24 protein-coding genes are annotated in these 19,475 nt (G+C 66.3%); 9 read left to right on the forward strand and 15 right to left on the reverse strand.

Annotation, left to right across the window (positions count from 1 at the left end; all coding sequences use genetic code 11):
* Positions 1-94: 94 nt before the first annotated feature.
* From NGM06_RS02805 to NGM06_RS02825, 5 genes are all read right to left on the reverse strand, one after another.
* Positions 95-445, reverse strand: coding sequence for a hypothetical protein (locus tag NGM06_RS02805; RefSeq protein WP_254268836.1), 351 nt, complete (start codon positions 443-445; stop codon positions 95-97).
* A gap of 217 nt (positions 446-662) precedes the next feature.
* Complete coding sequence (locus NGM06_RS02810; protein ID WP_254268837.1) at positions 663-1,253, reverse strand: PH domain-containing protein; 591 nt, start codon at positions 1,251-1,253, stop codon at positions 663-665.
* A 114-nt stretch (positions 1,254-1,367) separates the two neighbouring features.
* Positions 1,368-1,769 (reverse strand): acyl-CoA thioesterase, encoded by a 402-nt coding sequence (locus tag NGM06_RS02815; protein ID WP_254268838.1) that lies wholly within the window; start codon positions 1,767-1,769, stop codon positions 1,368-1,370.
* 190 nt (positions 1,770-1,959) lie between these two features.
* Complete coding sequence (locus NGM06_RS02820) at positions 1,960-2,691, reverse strand: DICT sensory domain-containing protein (RefSeq protein WP_254268839.1); 732 nt, start codon at positions 2,689-2,691, stop codon at positions 1,960-1,962.
* A gap of 2 nt (positions 2,692-2,693) precedes the next feature.
* Positions 2,694-3,101: a DUF7344 domain-containing protein gene (locus NGM06_RS02825; protein WP_254268840.1), complete on the reverse strand. Its 408-nt coding sequence runs from the start codon at positions 3,099-3,101 to the stop codon at positions 2,694-2,696.
* A 178-nt stretch (positions 3,102-3,279) separates the two neighbouring features.
* Between NGM06_RS02825 and NGM06_RS02830 the strand changes: the two genes are divergently transcribed.
* The 3 genes from NGM06_RS02830 to NGM06_RS02840 all read left to right on the forward strand — a co-directional run bounded on the left by NGM06_RS02830 (position 3,280) and on the right by NGM06_RS02840 (position 5,211).
* Positions 3,280-3,780 carry a helix-turn-helix domain-containing protein gene (locus NGM06_RS02830; RefSeq protein WP_254268841.1) on the forward strand — a complete coding sequence of 167 codons (501 nt, stop codon included), beginning with the start codon at positions 3,280-3,282 and terminating at the stop codon, positions 3,778-3,780.
* Positions 3,781-3,969: 189 nt separating this feature from the next.
* On the forward strand, positions 3,970-4,938 hold the full coding sequence (locus NGM06_RS02835) for a sugar phosphate isomerase/epimerase family protein (RefSeq protein WP_254268842.1): 969 nt from the start codon (positions 3,970-3,972) through the stop codon (positions 4,936-4,938).
* A gap of 84 nt (positions 4,939-5,022) precedes the next feature.
* Positions 5,023-5,211 (forward strand): hypothetical protein, encoded by a 189-nt coding sequence (locus tag NGM06_RS02840; protein WP_254268843.1) that lies wholly within the window; start codon positions 5,023-5,025, stop codon positions 5,209-5,211.
* Positions 5,212-5,219: 8 nt separating this feature from the next.
* On the opposite strand, the gene NGM06_RS02845 is transcribed toward NGM06_RS02840, so the two are convergent.
* On the reverse strand, positions 5,220-5,714 hold the full coding sequence (locus NGM06_RS02845) for an NUDIX domain-containing protein (protein ID WP_254268844.1): 495 nt from the start codon (positions 5,712-5,714) through the stop codon (positions 5,220-5,222).
* 121 nt (positions 5,715-5,835) lie between these two features.
* On the opposite strand from NGM06_RS02845, the gene NGM06_RS02850 reads away from it, so the two are divergent.
* Entirely contained in the window at positions 5,836-6,219 is a 384-nt protein-coding gene (locus NGM06_RS02850; RefSeq protein ID WP_254268845.1) for a DUF7522 family protein, read from the forward strand.
* A 100-nt stretch (positions 6,220-6,319) separates the two neighbouring features.
* Positions 6,320-7,489 carry a Gfo/Idh/MocA family protein gene (locus NGM06_RS02855; RefSeq protein WP_254268846.1) on the forward strand — a complete coding sequence of 390 codons (1,170 nt, stop codon included), beginning with the start codon at positions 6,320-6,322 and terminating at the stop codon, positions 7,487-7,489.
* An 11-nt stretch (positions 7,490-7,500) separates the two neighbouring features.
* On the opposite strand, the gene NGM06_RS02860 is transcribed toward NGM06_RS02855, so the two are convergent.
* Positions 7,501-7,956 (reverse strand): hypothetical protein, encoded by a 456-nt coding sequence (locus NGM06_RS02860; RefSeq protein WP_254268847.1) that lies wholly within the window; start codon positions 7,954-7,956, stop codon positions 7,501-7,503.
* Positions 7,957-8,071: 115 nt separating this feature from the next.
* On the reverse strand, positions 8,072-8,923 hold the full coding sequence (locus NGM06_RS02865; protein WP_254268848.1) for an eIF2B alpha/beta/delta subunit family protein: 852 nt from the start codon (positions 8,921-8,923) through the stop codon (positions 8,072-8,074).
* Positions 8,924-9,193: 270 nt separating this feature from the next.
* On the opposite strand from NGM06_RS02865, the gene NGM06_RS02870 reads away from it, so the two are divergent.
* Positions 9,194-9,538, forward strand: a complete 345-nt coding sequence (locus tag NGM06_RS02870) for a DUF7969 family protein (RefSeq protein WP_254268849.1) — start codon at positions 9,194-9,196, stop codon at positions 9,536-9,538.
* A 32-nt stretch (positions 9,539-9,570) separates the two neighbouring features.
* Here NGM06_RS02870 and NGM06_RS02875 read toward each other — a convergent pair whose 3' ends face one another.
* The 5 genes from NGM06_RS02875 to NGM06_RS02895 form a co-directional block, all read right to left on the reverse strand.
* Complete coding sequence (locus NGM06_RS02875; RefSeq protein ID WP_254268850.1) at positions 9,571-9,753, reverse strand: ribbon-helix-helix protein, CopG family; 183 nt, start codon at positions 9,751-9,753, stop codon at positions 9,571-9,573.
* A 184-nt stretch (positions 9,754-9,937) separates the two neighbouring features.
* Positions 9,938-10,132 (reverse strand): DUF8015 family protein, encoded by a 195-nt coding sequence (locus tag NGM06_RS02880; RefSeq protein WP_163520424.1) that lies wholly within the window; start codon positions 10,130-10,132, stop codon positions 9,938-9,940.
* Positions 10,133-10,553: 421 nt separating this feature from the next.
* The gene (locus tag NGM06_RS02885; RefSeq protein WP_254268851.1) at positions 10,554-12,035 is read right to left on the reverse strand and encodes an RtcB family protein; all 1,482 of its coding nucleotides are present in this window, start codon (positions 12,033-12,035) and stop codon (positions 10,554-10,556) included.
* A 5-nt stretch (positions 12,036-12,040) separates the two neighbouring features.
* A complete protein-coding gene (locus NGM06_RS02890) occupies positions 12,041-13,144 on the reverse strand; it encodes a DoxX family protein (RefSeq protein WP_254268852.1) in 1,104 nt (367 codons plus the stop codon).
* 66 nt (positions 13,145-13,210) lie between these two features.
* Positions 13,211-13,642 (reverse strand): archease, encoded by a 432-nt coding sequence (locus tag NGM06_RS02895; protein WP_254268853.1) that lies wholly within the window; start codon positions 13,640-13,642, stop codon positions 13,211-13,213.
* A gap of 200 nt (positions 13,643-13,842) precedes the next feature.
* Between NGM06_RS02895 and NGM06_RS02900 the strand changes: the two genes are divergently transcribed.
* From NGM06_RS02900 to NGM06_RS02910, 3 genes are all read left to right on the forward strand, one after another.
* A complete protein-coding gene (locus NGM06_RS02900) occupies positions 13,843-14,334 on the forward strand; it encodes a GNAT family N-acetyltransferase (RefSeq protein ID WP_254268854.1) in 492 nt (163 codons plus the stop codon).
* A 158-nt stretch (positions 14,335-14,492) separates the two neighbouring features.
* A complete protein-coding gene (gene priS / locus NGM06_RS02905; RefSeq protein WP_254268855.1) occupies positions 14,493-15,695 on the forward strand; it encodes a DNA primase small subunit PriS in 1,203 nt (400 codons plus the stop codon).
* A 111-nt stretch (positions 15,696-15,806) separates the two neighbouring features.
* Positions 15,807-16,727: a DNA replication complex subunit Gins51 gene (locus NGM06_RS02910; RefSeq protein ID WP_254268856.1), complete on the forward strand. Its 921-nt coding sequence runs from the start codon at positions 15,807-15,809 to the stop codon at positions 16,725-16,727.
* Between the two features lie 231 nt (positions 16,728-16,958).
* Here NGM06_RS02910 and NGM06_RS02915 read toward each other — a convergent pair whose 3' ends face one another.
* Positions 16,959-19,220, reverse strand: coding sequence for a CDC48 family AAA ATPase (locus tag NGM06_RS02915; RefSeq protein ID WP_254268857.1), 2,262 nt, complete (start codon positions 19,218-19,220; stop codon positions 16,959-16,961).
* Positions 19,217-19,462, reverse strand: a complete 246-nt coding sequence (locus NGM06_RS02920; protein WP_254268858.1) for a DUF7127 family protein — start codon at positions 19,460-19,462, stop codon at positions 19,217-19,219. The genes NGM06_RS02915 and NGM06_RS02920 overlap by 4 nt, the downstream gene beginning before the upstream one ends.
* Between the last annotated feature and the right edge of the window lie 13 nt (positions 19,463-19,475).

Raw genomic sequence — 19,475 nt, forward strand, 5'->3', positions numbered from 1 at the left:
CGCACAATTCCTTTCGGACGCTACACCTTGAGCGATAGCTACGTGCTGTCGCCGTTTCTGCGTAATCGACGTGACTACCGCACCTTCGGAGTCCTCACTGCGTCGGGCGGAACCGAACCGTCACCAGTCGGCCCGACCGGACGCCCCGGATAGCCACGATGCGGTACGCCTGCGTCGGCGAGACGCCTGCCCGTGGGCCGACGAGAAGCGTCGTCGGTTCGCCTTCGATTCGGACCGCGAGTGCCCGGTACATCCTCGTCTCTTCGTGCTGGCGAACTGGACGCCGGACGAACGTCGCGCCTCGACTGGCGTAGTCGCGCGGCAGGAGTCCGGAAGCGAGAGTGTCGCTGGCGGTGTCGTCGCGGTCGGCGAGCGCCTCGCACTCGGAGGGAGCGTCGCGGTCGGTGGCGGAGCGAGCGGCATGCCTTCGGTCGAAGTCGTTCACTACGCGGTGGTTCCACCGAGAGGCGAATAAACCGTGACGACGGTTCACTCTCGAACCGATTTCCGGGCCGAAACGCGACCGATGAACGGTCCCGTCGCGGTCCGAACGGTTCACGCGTTTCAGAAAGCGCCGGTTACAGTCCCTCGAACCCCCGACCCGATTCGTGCAGGTCGTCGATTCGACCGCAAAACGGCGGCGTCTCGGTTCGCCGGGACGGCTACATCTGGTCGAGGAGGTCGTTCTTTTTCTCCTCGAACTCCTCGTCGGAGAGAACGCCATCGTCGTGCAACTCCTTGATGTTCTTCAGTTGCTCGGTCGGGTCGGGTTCGGAGGCCGCTGGCGCGGTCGCCTGCTGGCTCTCCTTCATCTTCTCGCGGATGAACCGGGCCATCTCTCGGACTTCGTCGGCATCGGGATCTTGAACCCCGAACTCGTAGGCGCTCCCGCTCGTCTTGACGGTCAACTTCTTGGTCACCAGTCCGGTGTCGAGGTCCACGCCCTCGATTCGGCTGTACGGGATGGTCTGTTCGTCGTCGCCGGTCATCTGGGGTATCTTCGAGACCAGTCGCTTGTCGGTCGCACCCGTGAGAATCGAACTGAGGAGGCTGTTTTTGGCGTCCACGTCAGAACCCAGTACGCCTCGACCCTCGCCTTTCTCTTGGATGTTCTTGCCCTCGATGACGAACATCACCTCTTCGTCGTCGTCGAGAACGTCGTCCATCTTGCCGATACGCTCGGCCGTTACGTAGTCGCCTTCGGGTTCGTAGTCGAGCGTCTCGGTACTCGTGTCGCTTCCAAATAATCCCATGAGCAAAGTTATCAGACAGTAATGCAATAACGTTAACTGTATATTCTAACAAACATGCATTAGTAATAAAACGATGCCCGCTATCGGATTCGCTCGACCGTACGAAAGCGCCGATTACAGCCCTTCGAACTCCCGTATCTGCTCGCGCCACGCGTCGGGAATCGGCCGAGAGGACCCGGTCTCGCTATCGACCGCCACCTGAACCGTCTCGCCGGTCGCCGCGACTTCGCCGTCGGCCCGGACCTCGTACTCCATCGGGACCGACGTGTTCCCGAGTTCGGGCACCCGGACCCCGACCGTCACCTCGCCGACCGACCGGACCGGCCGCCGGAAGTCGATTTCCAAGTTCGCCAGTACGGACTCCACCTCGTGCAGCGGCACGTCCAGCACCTCCTCGAAGTAGGCCACGCGGGCCTGCTCGAAGTAGGTCGCGTAGACCGCGTTGTTGACGTGACCCATCGTATCGAGGTCCTGAAATCTCACGTCCACGTCGACGGTAAACGAGTAATCGCTCATCGGTCTCACCTCCGAGTGCCCGGTAGTTCGGTCTATCGCTTTCCGGCGTCGGGGCGGCGTCGCGAATGGGGTCAGTCGGAACGCGCGTACTCGGCGCACGGCGATGGCGAATTAGAGAACCTCGGCGGACCCGGTAACGGAGCGACGCGAACGACTGCCGAAACCGACGAGTACGCCACCCGTCCGCCGTTCACCCGTAGGTCTCCCGGAGGTAGGCGTCGATGTCGGCGACCGTCTCGGGGTCGTAGGTCCAGAACCCGCGGAAGATTCCGGTGTCGTCTCCGACCTCCTCGCCGAGGAGCGCGCAGGCCCGACGGTCGTCGCCGCCCCCGTCGAAGACGACGAACCAGAACGCGCCGATTTCGTCGGCGTCGTCCTCGTGGACCGTCGCGCCCGGCACGTCCGGCGACCAGTCTCGCTCCCCGTAGACGTGTACGTCGAGGAGACTCTCGCTCGCTAACGCGGCGTAGAGGTCGCGCTGGGCCTTCAGCGCCGACAGCGACTGAAAGCCGGTCCGCAACGTTCCCCGGCCGCGCCGGTAGGCCCGGTCCTCGATTTCTCGGGTCGTCAGTAGCATCTGGCGCTTGTCGAACGAGGCGAACGTGGTGTCCGAGAGCAGGTCGAGCAGCGCTCGGGTCGCTTCGTCGTGGGTCCGGGTCGCCTCGCCCCGGCCGAGTTCGAGGTCGGACTCGCGCGGCGAGACGAGGTGGCGGACCGCGGCCGCGCCGACGCTTCCGACGAACTCTCCGCCGGCGGTCACGACGACGAACCCGCCCGACCCGTCGTCCGGGAGGTACTCGTGTTCGACAGTCACGTTGCGCGTCTCGAAGTGAGAGTCGAGACCCTCGTAGGGTTCGGGCGCGAACACCGTGACGGTCTTCCGGCGGTCGGCGAACGCGTCGAGGAACTGACGGAGTCCCATCGTCACCGTCCCGTGTGTCGGTCGAAAACCGACTCGTCCGACTGCTCGACCCCGTCACGCTGCTGGGCGAGCGAGCGGTCGAGGACGGTCTCGACGAACTCGGGGAGCGATTCGGGCGTCACCGCGCCGGAGTCGGCGTCGTAGCTCACGTACCCGGCGGCCGCGAGTCGCGGCAGGTGGACGTGGTGGAGCGCGGTCCGAACGCTGTCGCGGTCCCGGGGCGCGACCATGTCGCCGGGGTCGTCGCGGGTGCCGAGCCATCCGGCGACGACGGTGGCGACTTCGTCGAGCGCCGCCGACTCGCGGCCCCGAAGGTAGTACAGCGCGTATCTGCGGTGGGCGTCCGCGAGAACCTCGAACGCGGCGTCCAACTCGGGGGATGCGTCGGGGTCCGGCGCGTCGTAGTTCATGCTCCCACGAGAATTAATCACGAACGACCATTAACTAGTGGGTCGTGACGGACGACGAATAGCTAGCCGAGTCACGACGAGAGACGAGTAGCCGGTCGGTAGGTGTCGGCGCGAACGGTATTCAGGTTCGAATGACAAGCGGGGTATTCAAATGCGTCGTACCCTAACTGAGTCTCACATGGCTAAGTACTCGACTGGTGGGTCGTCCGGCGGCGGTAGCGGCGACTCGTGCGAACTCTGCGGGAAGTCGAGCGACTCGCTGACCGCGGCCAACGTGGCCGGAGCGCAGTTGCAGGTCTGCTCGGACTGTGCGTCCTCGCACAACGACAACGCCCAGACCCAGACCTCGACCGACGACGACCGAGAGCGCAAGCGGAAGGCCGCACAGAACACCGCGAAGGCGAGCGGCGTCTACGACGGCGATTCGAGTCACTGGGAGGAAGAGGGCACCGACTACGACGACGACCCGCTGCCGTATCTGGTCTCGGGCTACGGCGAGACGGTCGAAGCGGCGCGACGCGACGCGGGTCTCCAGCGCGACGAACTCGCCGAGGAACTCGACGTGTCGGAGAACGACCTGCTCGCGGTCGAACAGGGTCGCGCGAATCAGGCCAACGTCGGCGGGTCGCTCGTCGAGGCGCTCGAAGACCGCCTCGACGTGCAACTGGCCGAGGAGTAGTGGCTTCGCCGACCGGAGGCGACTTCGCCTCGCAGACGGTGACTCCGCAGAACGAAGGTGACCACACCGAGCGAGTATTTCCTCTCGCGCACGCTCGCGCGACTGTCTCCGACGAATCGGCCTCTCGCCGTTTCTCGACGCGCTCCGCCCTCCCGTAATCTTATTTACGCCGACCGTGGTGCAACTGACATGGACATCGGCGTTCTCACAGTCCCGCTCGGCGGACAGTCGCTCGACGACGCGCTCGCGTACCTCCACGGTATCGGCGTGGACGCTGTCGAACTCGGGTGCGGCGGCCACCCCGGCGACTCCCACCTGCCCCGCGAGGAGTATCTGGACGACGACGAGGCTCAGGACCACCTCTTCGACCTGTTGGACGAGTACGAGATGCGCATCTCGGCGCTGGCGACGCACAACAACCCGCTGCACCCCGACGAGGAGACGGCGGAGGAGGCCGACACCGAACTCCGGGAGGCCATCGAACTCGCCGACCAGTTGGACGTGAACACGGTCACGTGCTTCTCGGGGCTTCCCGCGGGGAGTCCGAACGACGAGACGCCCAACTGGGTCACCGCACCGTGGCCGGGAGAACACGCCGAGGCCCACGAGTACCAGTGGGAGGAAGTCGCCGTCCCGTACTGGTCGGACCTCGCAGAACACGCCGCCGACCACGGCGTGGACGTGGCAATCGAGATGCATCCGAACATGCTGGTGTACGAGCCATCGGGGATGCTGCGCCTGCGCGAGGCGACCAACGAACGCATCGGCGCGAACTTCGACCCCTCTCACCTCTACTGGCAGAACATCGACATCACCGACGCCATCCGCTTCCTCGGCGAACACGACGCCATCCACCACTTCCACGCCAAGGACACCAAGGTCTACGACGCCGAGGCCCGCACCAAAGGCGTCCTCGATACGACGCCCTACGACGAGGAGGCCGACCGCTCGTGGCTGTTCCGGTCGGTCGGGTACGGCCACGGGGAGGACCACTGGAAGGACGTCGTCAGCACGCTCCGGATGGTGGGCTACGACGGCGCGCTCTCCATCGAACACGAGGACTCGCTGACCAGTTCCAACGAGGGACTGGAGAAGGCGGTGGCGATGCTCCAGCGCGCGGTGTTCCGCGACCGACCCGGCGAGGCATACTGGGCGTAACCCGGGATTCGACGGCGACCTCCCGGCGGTCCCGTTCTTCGAATACCACCAGTACTTTGTCCGGGAGCGCGAATCGTCGTCCCGATGTCACGTCCGCGACCCGTCGAGATTCTCGTTCCGATGACCGCGCTCGGAGGTGTCGGTTTCCTGTTCGGTGCCGATCTAGCTGGCGAACCCGCAGCGGTCGGTGGTGCGGCGCTCGGGGCTATCGTCGGTACCGCTCTCGGGTCGGTCGTCGCCGTCCCGAAGACGACCGGTCGAGACGCCGAGTGACTCTGCAGTCAGAGTGCGGACGGCAACGCCTCTGGATAGAGGGTGTCGCCGTCCTCGAAGTCGGCGACTGACTTCCAGACGCACTCGATTTCCTCGCCCGTGTCGGGTTCGCGGGCCGTGAACTCCTCGCGCTCGTAGGGCCAGTCTTCCACGATGTCGGTCTCGTAGACCCGCCACACCTCGTGGCGGATCTCGCCGTCGAACGTGAACACGTCCTCGTAGGTTTCGACGGGGAAAACCCCCGCCAGTTCGACGCCCAGTTCCTCCCGGAACTCCCGGCGGAGCGCCTCCTCGCCGCGCTCGCCGAACTCGACGCCGCCCCCGAGCGGTCGGTAGAACGTCTCGTCCGACTCGGGGTCGCGGTGGCGCTCGACCAGCAACTCCTCGGGGGTCTCGCCGTCGGTCTCCTGTTCGGTGGCCTCACGGCCGCCGGTCGCTCGCCCGGTGTGCCTTGCGCGGCGGACGACGCCGACTGCGACGACTCGAATCGCGCGCTCGGTCATGCTGTCCCGTAGTCGGGGACGATGGCTAAAGCAAACGGTCGCTGTCGGGGCGACGGTCGGGCCGGTCTCTGCATCCCGAAACGCCGCTACCACTTTTGTGCTATAGGTGGAAGTACCCAGTATGGTGGACGCAGCATCAGACGACATCGCGGACCAGTTAGTCAGCGCCTGCCGAACGTCCGTCGGCGACGAACTCCGGAGCATCACCTACTTCACCGAGGACGCCGAGGAGCAACTCTACCTCCGCGAGGACCTCGACCCCGGCGCGGACCTCGTGGGGTTCGCGGACAACGAGCGCCTCGGCTTCCGGACGCAGGCGGTGTATCAGGACACCGAACTCGGCGGCTACCGATTCAACATCCGCGTGTTCGAGCGCGGCTACCTGACTCGGGTCATCGTCGGCGACCACGGCGCGTTCGTGACGACGGACGAGATGGAGATGGACCTGTTCAAGGAACTCGCCTCGGCGGTCGAGTCCGTCCTCGCCGAAGAGGTCTCCGAGTGAGGAGTCCGCCGCGCGGGCGATTCGAACCGGGCGGCACCCAACGACCCGAACCGACCGATTCCCTGAAATATTAAGCGTCTCCCGCGAGTACCCCGACGACATGACTGTTCGAGTCGGCGTTCTCGGTTACCGATTCATGGGTAAAGCCCACGCCAACGCCATGGCGCGACTGCCGATGTTCTTCCCGGACGCCCCGGACGTCGAGCGCCACGTCCTCGTCGGCCGCGACGAGGACGCGCTCGCGGACGCGGCCGACCGCCTCGGGTTCGAGAACACGGCGACCGACTGGAGAGACGTGGTCGAGGAAGTGGACGCGTTCTACAACCTCGGACCGAACCACGTCCACGTCGAACCCTCCGTCGCGGCGCTCAAAGCGGGCACGCCGGTCCTCTGCGAGAAACCGCTGGCGAACGACCTCGACGGGGCCGAGCGTATGGCCGACGCCGCCGAAGACGCCGGTGTGCCGACCGCCACCGCGTTCAACTACCGGTTCGTCCCGGCCATCCGGTACGCGAAGAATCTCATCGAAGACGGTGCTCTCGGCGAAATCCGACACTTCCGAGGGCGCTATCTACAGGACTGGCTGGCGGACCCCGAGGCCCCGTGGTCGTGGCGCAACTCCGCGGAGATGGCCGGGAGCGGGGCGCTGGGCGACTTGGGTGCCCACACCATCGACCTCGCCCGGTTCCTCGTCGGCGACGTGGAGCGCGTCTCGGGCCACCTCCGGACGTTCGTGGACGAGCGCCCGGTCGAAGGCGACGAGGACGGAGCGGAGCGCGGTGAAATCGAAACTCGGCCCGTCACGGTGGACGACGCCTACTCCGCGCAGGCCGAACTGGAGGGCGGCACGATGGCGACCTTCGAGGCCTCCCGGTTCTCGACCGGTCACAAGAACGACCACACCATCGAAATTCAGGGGTCCGAGGGGAGCCTGAAGTTCTCGCTCGAACGACTGAACGAGTTGGAGGTCCTCCGGAAGGGCAACCGCGGCTACGAGACGATTCTGGTGACCGAGGCGGACGACCCCTACGTCGAACACTGGTGGCCGCCGGGCCACGTCCTCGGTTGGGAGCACACCTTCGTCCACGAGAACTACGAGTTCCTCTCGGCGGTGGACGGCGCGGCGTCAGAGACCGGGCGCGGAGGCGGTGAAACCGCCGACGGGTCGGGCGACTATCACCCGAACTTCGAGGACGGACTGGCGGTCCAGCGCGTCCTCTCGGCGATTCAGGAGAGCGACGAGCGCGGCGAGTGGGTCGAAGTAGCGTAGCGAGTCCGTACTCACTCGACGTCCTCCGGGTCCTCACCGAATCTGGTGGCTTCGACGAACTGCTCCGAGAGAAAATCCTCCAGCAGGAGGAACACGTTGTACAGCACCGTGGCCTGAAACCCCACGAGCGGGAAGGCGAACCACCCAGGCGTCGAGTGGGAGACGACGAACCGGACCAGCAGGTAGGCGACGACGAGGTTGCCCAGCGTCGAGACGACGTGGACCATCGAGGTGACGACGAGGGGTGTCTCGTCGGACTCCGGCTCTCTGACCATCTTTCGAAACGCCACCGCTCCGAGAACCCCGAAGCCGAATATCGCGCCGAACGCCAGCAGGAGGATGTCGAACAGGCCCGGTGTCTGGACCTTCGAGATGAGCATCGCCCCCGACCCCCAGATGGTGAGCGTGTAGCCGTAGGCCTCCGACTCGGCGGTGAGGTTGTGAGCGAGTCGGCTCCTCGCGTCCATCGGAGAAATGACCACGGGCAACTCCTTTTGCTTGCTGGGCGGACCGCGGGACGCCGCCGTCGGTCAGAACTCCCCGACGCCAGCGTCGGTCAGAATTTCCGGACCGCTTCGCCAGTCAGAACTCCTGAACCCCCTCGTCGGTGACGACGGCGTCGAGCAGGTCTGTGGGGGTCGCGTCGTAGGCCGGATTCTCCACCGAGAAGCCCTCCGCGGGTTCCAGCAGGACCTCGCTGGCCGACCGGAAGTCGTTCTCGAAGCGGAACCCCTCGCCGACGAGTTTCGCCGACGACCCGACGACGGTAACGGGAACGTCCACTCGGTCGGCGGTCGCGGCCAGCGGGAACGTGCCGATTCGGTTGTAGAGGGTGTCCCCGACGATGCAGTCCATCCCCAGCAGCACGCGGTCGCACTCGGGGAGGAAGTGACCCGACGCCCCGTCCACCACGAGGTGGGCGTCCACGCGGTCCATCTCGGCGAGGACGCGGGCGGTCTTGCGCCCGAGGTAGCGCGGCCGGGCCTCCGTGACGTACACCGTGAGGTAGCGACCCTCGGAGACGGCCTGCTCGATGGTCTCCAGCACGGTCGAGGAGTAGTCGTGGGTCAGAATCGTCGCGCCGTCCTCCACGAACTCCACGGCGTTCCGGGCCGCGCGGCGCTTGGCGGTCTCGACCTGCTCGACCACGTCCTCCACGGCGTCGCCGAGCGCGTCCTTCGCGTCCGCGACGGTCTCGGCGTCGGCGTCCTCGACCATCGAGACGATGGCGCGCTGGGTCGTCACCAGCGAGGCGTGGGAGGGGTTCGCCCGCCGGAGCGCGGAGGAGTTGCGTTCGAGGTCGCGCTCGAAGTCCTCGACCGAGGCGAACTCGCGCTCGCGGAGGTCCTCCAGCGCGCGAGCGGCCTTCACGGCGACCACGGAGGAGCTGTGGGTCTGCATCTCCCGAATCTCCTCGACCGTCTCGTCTATCATACATGAACGGACTCCGCCGCGGGCCAAATGTCTTGCTTCTCCGGGCGCGAGCGAGGCGTCCGCGGGGTCGGCACGTCGTCGCTCCGAGATTCACGCCCGGACCGTCTCCGGTCGAACCGTCGATTCCGTCGCGGCACGCGCCACCTCCGTCTCCACCGCCACTCGGTCGGCCGAATCACCCACCCCAATAGCGCGCGACGATAGCCGCCAGCACGAGGTCCGAGGTCCACAGGCGACAGTGGAAAGTGCACTCCCCGCGTACCACCGCGCATGACCGCAGTTCGCTACTACTGCCCGCGGTGCGGGGCCATCGCCGAACTCGACCGTGAGGGGTACCTCGCGGACAAGTGCGTGACGCCCGTCCCGTTAGACGGGTGGGAGTACGCCGACGCGTACGACGACTTCGACGACAGCGCGGCCGACGGCGTGGAAATCGTCTGCGGCGCGGCGGAGACGGAGGGCGAGGGCTGTGGCGAGGTCTACTACCTGAGTTTCGTGAAGTTCGAGGACGGCGAGGAAGTGGACCCGAAGGAACGGTCGTTCGTCCCGCCGTCGGTGGACGGTCCCTCGATAGGAGAGTCGGAGGACGGGCCGCGATTCGACTTCGACCCGTAATCGCGGTACTCGGCGCTCTTCGTCTGCGGAGTTCAGTCCTCGTCGTCGGTCGGTTCACCGTCAGCACGTCGTTTCAGGTACTGGTCGAGGAGTTCTCGGATGGCGGCTTCCCGGTTCTCCCGGTGGTCCGCGAACGCGATGTCGTCGATTCGTTCGAGTTCCCCCTCGTCGAGTTCGAGTGTGACCGTCTCCATGTCGAGGTGGTCCTGATGCATATTGGGAATCCACCGAAGCACGGACACAAATAAATTCGTCAGACGGACGGCCGACGCCGACCGAACGTGAAGAGCTACTGAGTGAAACGAGAAGGCAGAGTCGGAAGAAGGGAAATCAGAGACGGGGAAGACCGCAAACGAAGAACGAGCGAAGAGGTAGTAGCGTAAATCGCGTGTTTTCAGTTCACTGCTGGACGGCCGGAGCGACCGGCGTCTCGGACGGCGTCCGGACGAACATCGCGTGACCGATCATCCCGACCGAGACCATGCCAGCGAGCGGGACCGCGGTCGTGAGACCGAATCCGACGACGGTGAGGAGGGCAGTCAGGCCGAGGAGTGCGAGCGGGATCAGACCGAGAATCAGATCGTAATAATTCATCGTACTATATACAAAGCCACACGGGTATATAAATCTGTAGGGTTGGAGATGGAGCGGATGGGGGTACGTTATGCATAAGTTATGGCTCTCGCGAAAATACGAATCGGAGGGTCGAACCGGAACGTGACTGGTCGAACGATTTTCGTCGCTCGCGGCCGATAGCGTGGCCTATACGGGCCGAACGATGCCACGGCGAACCCGCGGTTCTGTTCGAGTGCCGTCACAGTCGGGACTGCAGTAGTCGTACTCTCCAGCGCGATATTCGGAACAGCATCGCCCGTAGCCGGATGAGTAAATAGATGTGGCTAATTCTATTGAGACTGCTAGGGCGTGCAGGAAGACGGCCGCCGCGGCAACTGAGACCAGTTTCGGTAATCCGCGTTAGAAAGTGCGAGGGAGAAGACGGTCACGCGAGGTCAGACTACCCTTTGATGTTACAGACCGGGAACGTCCGGGCGACCTTGTCGCCGATGCCGAGCGCGTCCGAGACCCGGACCACCTCGTCCACGTCCTTGTAGACGCCGGGCGCCTCCTCGGCGACGGTCGCGCCGCTCTGGGCCTTGACGTAGATGTGCTCCTGTTCGAGGTCGTCCTGCACGTCGCCGCCCCAGTAGTCCTGTTTGGCCTGCGTCCGACTCATCGTCCGGCCCGCGCCGTGGGCGGTCGAACCGAACGTGAGGTCCATCGAGTCCTCGCCGCCGCGGAGGACGTAGCTCCCCGCCCCCATGCTCCCGGGGATGATAATCGGCTGGCCCACGTCGAGGTACGCGCCGGGGACCTCCTCGTGGCCCGCCGGGAACGCGCGGGTCGCGCCCTTCCGGTGGACGTAGAGCTCTCGTTGTTCCCCGTCTTCCACGGTGTGGGTCTCCTTCTTGGCGATGTTGTGGGCCACGTCGTAGAGCAGGTCCATGCCCAGCGACTCCCAGTCCGAGTCGAAGACCTTCCCGAACACCTGCCGCGTGCGGTGCATGATGAGTTGGCGGTTCACCCACGCGAAGTTGATGGACGCGCACATCGCGTCGTAGTAGTCCTCGGCGAGTTGGCTCCCGGCGGGCGCGGCGGCGAGTTCCTTGTCGGGGAGTTGGGAGAGCAGTCCAGCGTGAGCCTTCTCGATGTCCCGGAGGTAGTCGGTGCAGACCTGATGGCCCAGTCCCCTGCTCCCGCAGTGGATGAGGACGACGATCTGGCCCTCTTCGAGTCCGTAGGCGTCGGCCACGTCGTCGAGGTAGGTGTCGGTCACGCGCTGGACTTCGAGGAAGTGGTTGCCCGACCCGAGGCTCCCGATCTGGTTCTTCCCGCGGTCCTTGGCCTTCTGGGACACCTTCGAGGGGTCGCTGTCGTGGCGCACGCCCTCGTCCTCGCAGTGGGCCAAGTCCTCCTCGACGGCCCACCCTTCTTCGAGCGCCCACTCCATCCCGCGGTCGAGGATGGCCTCCACGGTGTCGATGTCGCCCTCTACGACCCCGCCGCCGCCGAGTCCGGAGGGAATATTCGCGAAGAGGGCGTCCACGAGTTCCTCCTCGCGGCCGCGCACGTCGTCGTAGGTCAGGTCGGTCTTCATCATCCTGACTCCGCAGTTGATGTCGTAGCCGACCGCTCCCGGCGAGATACAGCCCTCTTCGGCGTCGATTCCGGCCACGCCGCCGACCGGGAAGCCGTACCCCTGATGGCCGTCGGGCATGCAGACGTTGTACTTCCGGACGCCCGGCAGATGCGTCGAGTTTTTGAGCTGTTCGAGGGTCTTGTCGTCGGCTATCTGGTCGAGCAGGGTCTCGCTCGCGAGGACGCGCGCCGGAGCGCGCATGTCGCCTTCCTGCGGAATCTCCCAGACGTAGTCGCGGACCTTGCGGAGGGTGACCTCCCCCGCGTCGTAGGTGGTGTCTCCGTCGTCGTTCGCGGTCATACTCGTCAGTTGGTCGTCCTGCCGGAATACGTTTCGCCATCGGTCTCGCTGCGGGGGGTATCGACAGACGCGCGCTCCCGTAGCCAGTCGTCAACCGCGAGCGGACCCGGTCCCGTGATGAACAGCATCGACACCATCCCGAAGAGGGTGACGTGGGCCAACACCGGGTCGTCGGCCAGCCCGAACAGCGTCAGGGTCAGCATCGTGAACGCCGTCGCCGCGGTGGCTCGGGTGAACAGGCCGACGAACAGCGCGAATCCGACGGCCATCTCGGTCAGTCCCGCGCCGACGACCCAGAGACCGGGGTCCACGGGGACCACGGCCGTCAGGTCGTACTTCTCGACCACCGCGAGCGCCGGGCCGGGCGCGAACAGTTTCTGCGTGAATCCGAGGTAGAAGAAGTTGAACCCGAGTGCGAGTCGGACCAGCGTCGGGGCGTAGTCGTCGTACGGTTCGGTTCTGGCGTTCAGCCACGACGCCGCCCCGTGAACCGGGTCGAGGCGACCGTAGAGGGTCCCCTCCGCGTCGGCGACTCGCTGGAGCATCTGGTCGGCGCTGGGTCGGCCGCCCCCGAGGAGGACGAGCGCGAGGAACCCGCCGACGTACTCGCTGGCGAGGACGAGCGCGGGGGCGGCCAGCAGGCCGGAGACGTAGACGAGTAGGCCGACCAGTGCGACCACCCGCGTCGCCAGTCCGAACAGCAGGAGGAAGCCGATGCCGACCTGCAGGACTCGCGCCTCGGCGTGGACGATCGGACTGAAGAAGTAGCCCGCGAACCCCGCGCCGACGAGCGGAAGCCCGATGGAGAGTCTGAGCATCCACGGGACGAGGTCGACGTAGCCCCGGAGCGTCTCGCGCAGGACGTCGAAGTCGCGCTCGGCCGGGCGGAACCGGAGGTAGGCGACCAGCGCGGCGACGACCGCGAGCGCACCGCCGCCGAGGAGCGCGGCGTTGAACGGGTCGGCGACCACGTCCAGCAGGAACCCGAGCGCGTCCTTCACGTCGGCCGCGCTATCGACCACGTACCGGACGTGCGCGCTTGCTGTCCCGGAGACCGAGAGGAGCAGGACCGCGAACGAGAGTGAGAGCGTCGGACGTCGCCAGTTCATATCGCGTTCGACGCCCCCGCCCGCCGTAAAAGCCGGGTCTCGTTCACGGTCGATGCCCGGCCTCGCTCACACGTCGAAGACGACGTAGGCCCGCCAGCCCTCGTCGGTCTCCTCCAGCGCCATCTCGGAGTACGTGACCGCCTTGAGGTCGCGGGCCGAGACGTCGGCGAGCGGAACGCCGCGGGCGCTCCCCTCCAGCGCCCACTCTGCATCCTCATCGTCTGCCCCGCGGTCCTCTCGGACCTCGGCCTCGTTATCTACGGGGAGGACGGCGCGCACGTCGCGCTGGTAGATGAGTTCGTCCAGATAGTCGAACAGCAGCGCCTCGCGGCCCTCGGCCCGCACGTCGAACTCGAAGCGCTCGCCGCCCGCCTCGGGAATCTCGTCGCACATCGCCGCGGCCATCCCGTCGGCCGCCGCGGCGAACACCGCGTCGAGCGTCGGTGCGGTCGCCGCCACCGCCACGTCGGCGGTGTGGTCGCGGAGTTCGTAGCTCATACTCCCACTCACGGAACGGCGCGGGAAAGGTTTCGCTATCTCGCCGACGGCCGGGCCACGGGTGGCGCTCAATAGTCCTCGGAGCGTCGTGGCGGAAACCGAGACCGGCCGCGGAGGCGTCGGCCGTCGCAAGTGTGCACGAGTCGGCCGTCCGGGACGGGGCGGTGGAATTATATTGACCACGGACCTACGCCATCCTAGTGAGCGTCAACGTCGATACCGAAATCGCTCGCCCCGGCGACGAGAGTCACGTCGATGCGGCGTGGGAACTCAAAGAGCGCATCCGGCAGGCCGAGGACGTCCTGAAACAGCGCAAGGGCTTTTTCACCGACGCCTACCGGCGCTCGACTGTCTACGTCCTCCTGACGCGCGACGGCGACGGCGACGAGAATCTGATGGGGTTCGCGGCGGTCCGACGCGACGGCTACATTCTATTTCTCGCGGTCGCGCCCGAATTCCGCGGTGAAGGCGTCGGTAAACGCCTCGTGGGACAGGTCGCGGAGAACCACGACAGCGTCACCTGTCACGCCCGCGCCAGCAACGAGAACGCGCTGGGATTCTACGAGCATCTGGGATTCGAGGTGGAGCGTCACATCGAGAACTACTACGAGGACGGCGGCGACGCCTACTACCTGAAACTCGGCGACGGCGGCGGCTTCACCGAGCGACTCTCGGAGTTCGTGCGCGGCTGACGGCGGCGAGACCGGCGAGGCGGTAGAGCGAGTTCGAGCGGTTCCTGTTGGAGAGTCGAGTTCGAGCGCACGCTGTCGTCGGTCCGAGCGGATGCTGGCGTCGAATCCGTGGGGGATAGATAGCCTTAAAGACGCGGCCCGAGCATAGCCCAGACAGCATGGAAGAGCGCACCCGAGCGTACCTCCGCGGTCGGTTCCGCGACCACTACCGCCGGAAAGAGTGGCTTCCCGAGTCGTCCGGCGACGCCGGAGGACGCGGGTCCGAGGAGACGCCGCCGCCGGACCCGGAGGCGCGCGAGTGGGGGTACATCCCGTGGACCTCGGGAGCGACGACGATGGTCCGCCACCAGTCGCTGCTGGAACTCGGCGAACTTGGCGACTTCCTCCAGCGCGAACGCCCGCGTCACGTCTACTTCTCGGCCGGGCGCTACGAGGACCCGGGTGCCGACGAGATGGAAGCGAAGGGGTGGCGCGACTCCGACCTCGTGTTCGACATCGACGCCGACCACCTCGAAGGCGTGGACCCCCAGCGGGACGCCTACGGCGAGATGCTCGCGGCGGGCAAGGCGGAGGTGCAGAACCTGCTGGACCTGCTGGAGAACGACTTCGGCTTCTCGGACCTGACGGTCGTCTTCTCGGGCGGACGGGGGTACCACGTCCACGTCCGCGACGAGGGCGTCCGCGGACTCGACCGGGACGAGCGCCGGGAAATCGTCGATTACATCCGGGGCGAGGGCATCGAACGCGACGCCATCCAGCGCGTCGAGATGGGCGGCACCGCGACCCGGCGCGTCCTCAAGAAAGACGGCGGGTGGGGTCGCCGGGTCCACCGCGAACTCCTCTCGCTGGCCGACGAACTGCTGGCGATGGACGACGACGACGCGCTCGAACGCCTCAAGGAGTTCGACGGAATCGGCGACGGCCGGGCACGGACCATCCTCGGTGCGGTGTCGGAGGACTACGAGAAACTCGAAAGCGGGAACGTCGAGCGCGGCGGACAGGGCATCCGCGAACTGACGAAGGTGATGACCGAGAAGGTGGTCGCCGACCAGTCGGCGGCCATCGACGAACCCGTGACCACCGACCTCCGGCGACTCATCCGCCTGCCGGGAAGCCTTCACGGCGGGACCGGACTCGAAGTGACCCGCATCCCGCGCGACGAACTGGCCGACTTCGACCCCCTCAGCGACCCGGTGCCCGAGACGTTCGAGGGCCACGAGGTGACCGTCGAGGTGACCGACCCGGGACCGGTCGAACTCCGCGGCGAAAGCTTTAGGCTCTCGGCAGGTGACGTATCGCTTCCCGAATACGTGGCCGTCTTCCTGATGGCGCGCGGCCGCGCCGAGAAGGGGAAGGAATGACGGACGGTACGAGAACCGACCGACGCGACGACCGAGCGCGCGACGAAACGGCGACTACCCCCGACGAACTGGCACGACCGAACGTGACAGAACGACCATGACAGCACGACGATGAATCTGGACGAACTCCGCACCGTACAGAGCAAGGAACGGTCGAAGGACAGCCTCCAGCACCTCCGGGAGTCGTTCTACGCCGACGTCGCCGACTACATCGCCGACCTCAAGGACCAGCGAGACCGGGCGGCCGACCGCTCGGACAGTCCGTTCGACGACCCCGAGGTCAACCGACTGACCGACGAGATACACACCGCCGAGGACGTGGTGGAGGCCGTCTACGAGCGCCGGGTCGGCAAAATCGTCAAGCGCGCCAGCCTCGCTGCCGCGGGGATGCCCGCCGACGAGGAGGGGTTGACCGGCGAGGAACAGGAACTGTTCACCGAACTGGTCGAACGCATCGAGTCCAACAAGGAGGAAGTGCTGGACATCCTCTCGGGCGAGGCCGACGGCGTCGAGTCGGCCGCCGCGGAGTCCGCGGGCGTCGGCGAAGACTCGACGCCGGACCCCGCCGGACCGTCCGGCGCGGGGGCCGCACCCGACCCCGGTGACGCCCCCACGGCCAGCGCGAGCGCGTCGAACGAGGACGTGAGCGCCGCCGACGTGATGGGCGGCGACGACGGCGCGACGGACGCGGTGTCCGCCTCGGCGAGCGCCGATTCGTCCAGCGCCGACTCGACGCCGACCTCCGGCGAGTCGGACGCGGACGGCGCGCGCCCGGCCACCGCGGAGGCGGCCGCAGTCGCCGACACCGACGCGGAGCAGTCGGCCGAGAGGGAGGGCGAGGCGTCGGAGTCCGACTCGGATCCCCTCGACGGTCTGGCCGAGCGAACGACGGTCCGTCTGACCGACGACGTGGGCGAGATTCTCGGCGTGGACGAGCGCACCTACGACCTCGCCAGCGAGGACGTGGTGACGCTGCCCGAAGCGAACGCCGAACCGCTCGTGGAACGCGGTGCGGCCGAGAGACTTGAGTAGTCGGTTTTAGCACCCGAAGAATCAGCAGTCGCTACGCTCAGGTCTGTCGTTCTATTCTCGAAAAATTGCTACAACCATATGAGTACACCGCAGTCCGCCGTGAGCGAGCGGACCAAGGAATCCTCGAACGAGGCCCGAACGAAGTGAGGGCCGAGTGAGGGGGTGACGCCGTGTTTTTGGTGGAGCTTTTACAAGGGCGGCGCGTTCGTGCGTCGCCCGCAGTAAAAGGTCCTACTGGAACGTCCGGCCCAGTTGGTCCTTCTCGGCCTCGGGGTCGGCCGAGTCGAACTGCTCTTCGATCTCCTCGTAGCGCTCTCTGGTGTCCTCGGTGACGCTCGGCGTCACCTCGCCGAGCGCCTGCTCGAAGTGGTCGGCGTCGATGCGGACGTTCCCGACGCTCTCGTCGATGTCCTCGGGGTCCACGCTGTTGATGAACTCCCGGCTGGCGGCCATCGACGCCTCGCGGGTGACGGCTTCGATGTCCGCGCCGACGTAGCCGTCGGTCTGTGCGGCCAACTCGTCGAGGTCCACGTCGTCCGCGAGCGGTTTGTCGCGGGTGTGGACCTCGAAGATGGCGCGGCGAGCGTCCTCGTCGGGCACCGGCACGTGGACGTGACGGTCCAGGCGTCCGGGCCGCAGGAGCGCGCTGTCGATGAGGTCCGGTCGGTTCGTGGTGGCGACGACCACCACGTCTTCGAGTTCCTCCAGTCCGTCCAGTTCCGTGAGGAGCTGGGAGACCACGCGCTCGCTGACCTCGGAGCCGCCGCCCTGTCCGCCGCCGCGTTCGCCCGCGATGGAGTCTATCTCGTCGAAGAACACCACGGTCGGGGCGTTCTCGCGGGCCTTGCTGAACATCTCGCGGACGCCCTTCTCGGACTCCCCGACCCACTTGCTGAGGAGCTCGGGGCCCTTGATCGAGATGAAGTTGCTGTCGCTCTCGTTAGCGACGGCCTTCGCCATCAGGGTCTTGCCGGTTCCGGGCGGCCCGTACATCAGCACGCCCTTGGCGGCCTCCATGTCGAGCGTCTCGAACACCTCGGGGTAGTCCAGCGGCCACTGGATGGTCTCCCGGAGGCGTTCTTTGGTGTCCTCGAGTCCGCCGACCTGATCCCACGTCACGTCGGGGACTTCCACGAACACTTCGCGGAGCGCCGAGGGTTCGATTCCCTTCAACGCCTCCTTGAAGTCCCGTTCGGTGACCTGCAGCGAGTCCAGCACGTCGGCCGGAATCTCGTCGGATTCGAGGTCGATCTCGGGACGGATGCGACGGAGCGCGTTCATCGCCGACTCCTTCGAGAGGCTCTCCAAGTCCGCGCCGACGAATCCGTGCGTGTTGTCGGCGTACTCTTCGAGGTCGATGCCGTCGGCGAGGGGCATCCCGCGGGTGTGGACCTGCAGGATTTCGAGGCGACCCTCGCGGTCCGGGACACCGATGTCGATTTCGCGGTCGAATCGTCCGGGGCGACGGAGCGCGGGGTCGATGGCGTCCACGCGGTTCGTGGCCGCGATGACGGTGACCTCACCGCGCTCTTCGAGACCGTCCATCAGCGAGAGCAGTTGGGCGACGACGCGTCGTTCCACGTCGCCACCGGCCTCCTCGCGCTTGGGCGCGATGGAGTCCAGTTCGTCGATGAAGATGATGGCCGGTGCGTTCTGCTCGGCCTCCTCGAACACTTCGCGGAGCTTCTCCTCGGACTCCCCGTAGTACTTCGACATTATCTCGGGACCCGAGATGGTCTGGAAGTGCGCGTCGATTTCGCTGGCGACGGCCTTCGCCATCAGGGTCTTGCCGGTCCCCGGCGGGCCGTGGAGCAGCACGCCCTTCGGCGGGTCGATGCCGAGGCGACTGAACAGCTCGGGGTGACGCATCGGCAGTTCGATCATCTCCCGGACCTGTTCGAGTTCGCCTTCGAGACCGCCGATGTCCTCGTAGGTCACGCTGGGGGTGCCTTCGCCGCCAGCGCCGCCCTGCGCGATTTCCTCGGCGGCGCGCTCGCTGACGTTTATCTCGGTCGAGTCGGTGACGACGACCGTCCCCTCGGGGTTCGTGCTGGCGACCTTCAGCGGGATGGACTGTCCGGAACCCATCCCCATGAGGCCGAAGCCGAACGGGACGTTCTGGCCCTGCGTGATGGCCTGTCCGCTGAGCTTGTCCCGGATGTGGGGCGTGATGTCGCCCCGAATCTGGAGATTCTGGGGGAGCGCGATGGTGACCGAGGTGGCGGGCTTCACGTCCGCCTTCTCGATGCTGACCTTGTCGTCGATGCCGACGCCCGCCTCCTGACGGAGTTGGCCGTCGATTCGGACGACGCCGCGGCCCTCGTCCTCGGGGTATCCGGGCCAGACTCGGGCGACCGCCCGACTCTGGTTCTTCCCCTCGATGACGATGTAGTCGCCGTTTTCGACGCCGAGTTCGTGCATGGACTGGCGGTCCACGGCGGCGAGTCCGCGACCGGCGTCTTTCTGTTTTAACGGCTTGACAGTGAGTTTCATAGTCCCACCTCGATAGTGAGGACGCCGTTCGTGATAAACGCTTCCGCCCCGCCGTCGGGCAGTTGGAGCTCTATCTGGCGGGTACCGTCCTCGTCCTCGAAGACCACGATGGCCTCGTTACCGAGGACGTCCACGGACGCCTCGCCCGCGTCGCCGAGGTCGGCCACGAGAACCTCCTCGTCGCCGTAGTCGTAGCGCCGGGCGAACACGTCGTCTCGTTCGGTGATGTGCTTCAATGACATTTGATGCTAACTA

Source organism: Halorussus aquaticus (assembly GCF_024218795.1).
GTDB classification, from domain to species: Archaea; Halobacteriota; Halobacteria; order Halobacteriales; family Haladaptataceae; genus Halorussus; species Halorussus aquaticus.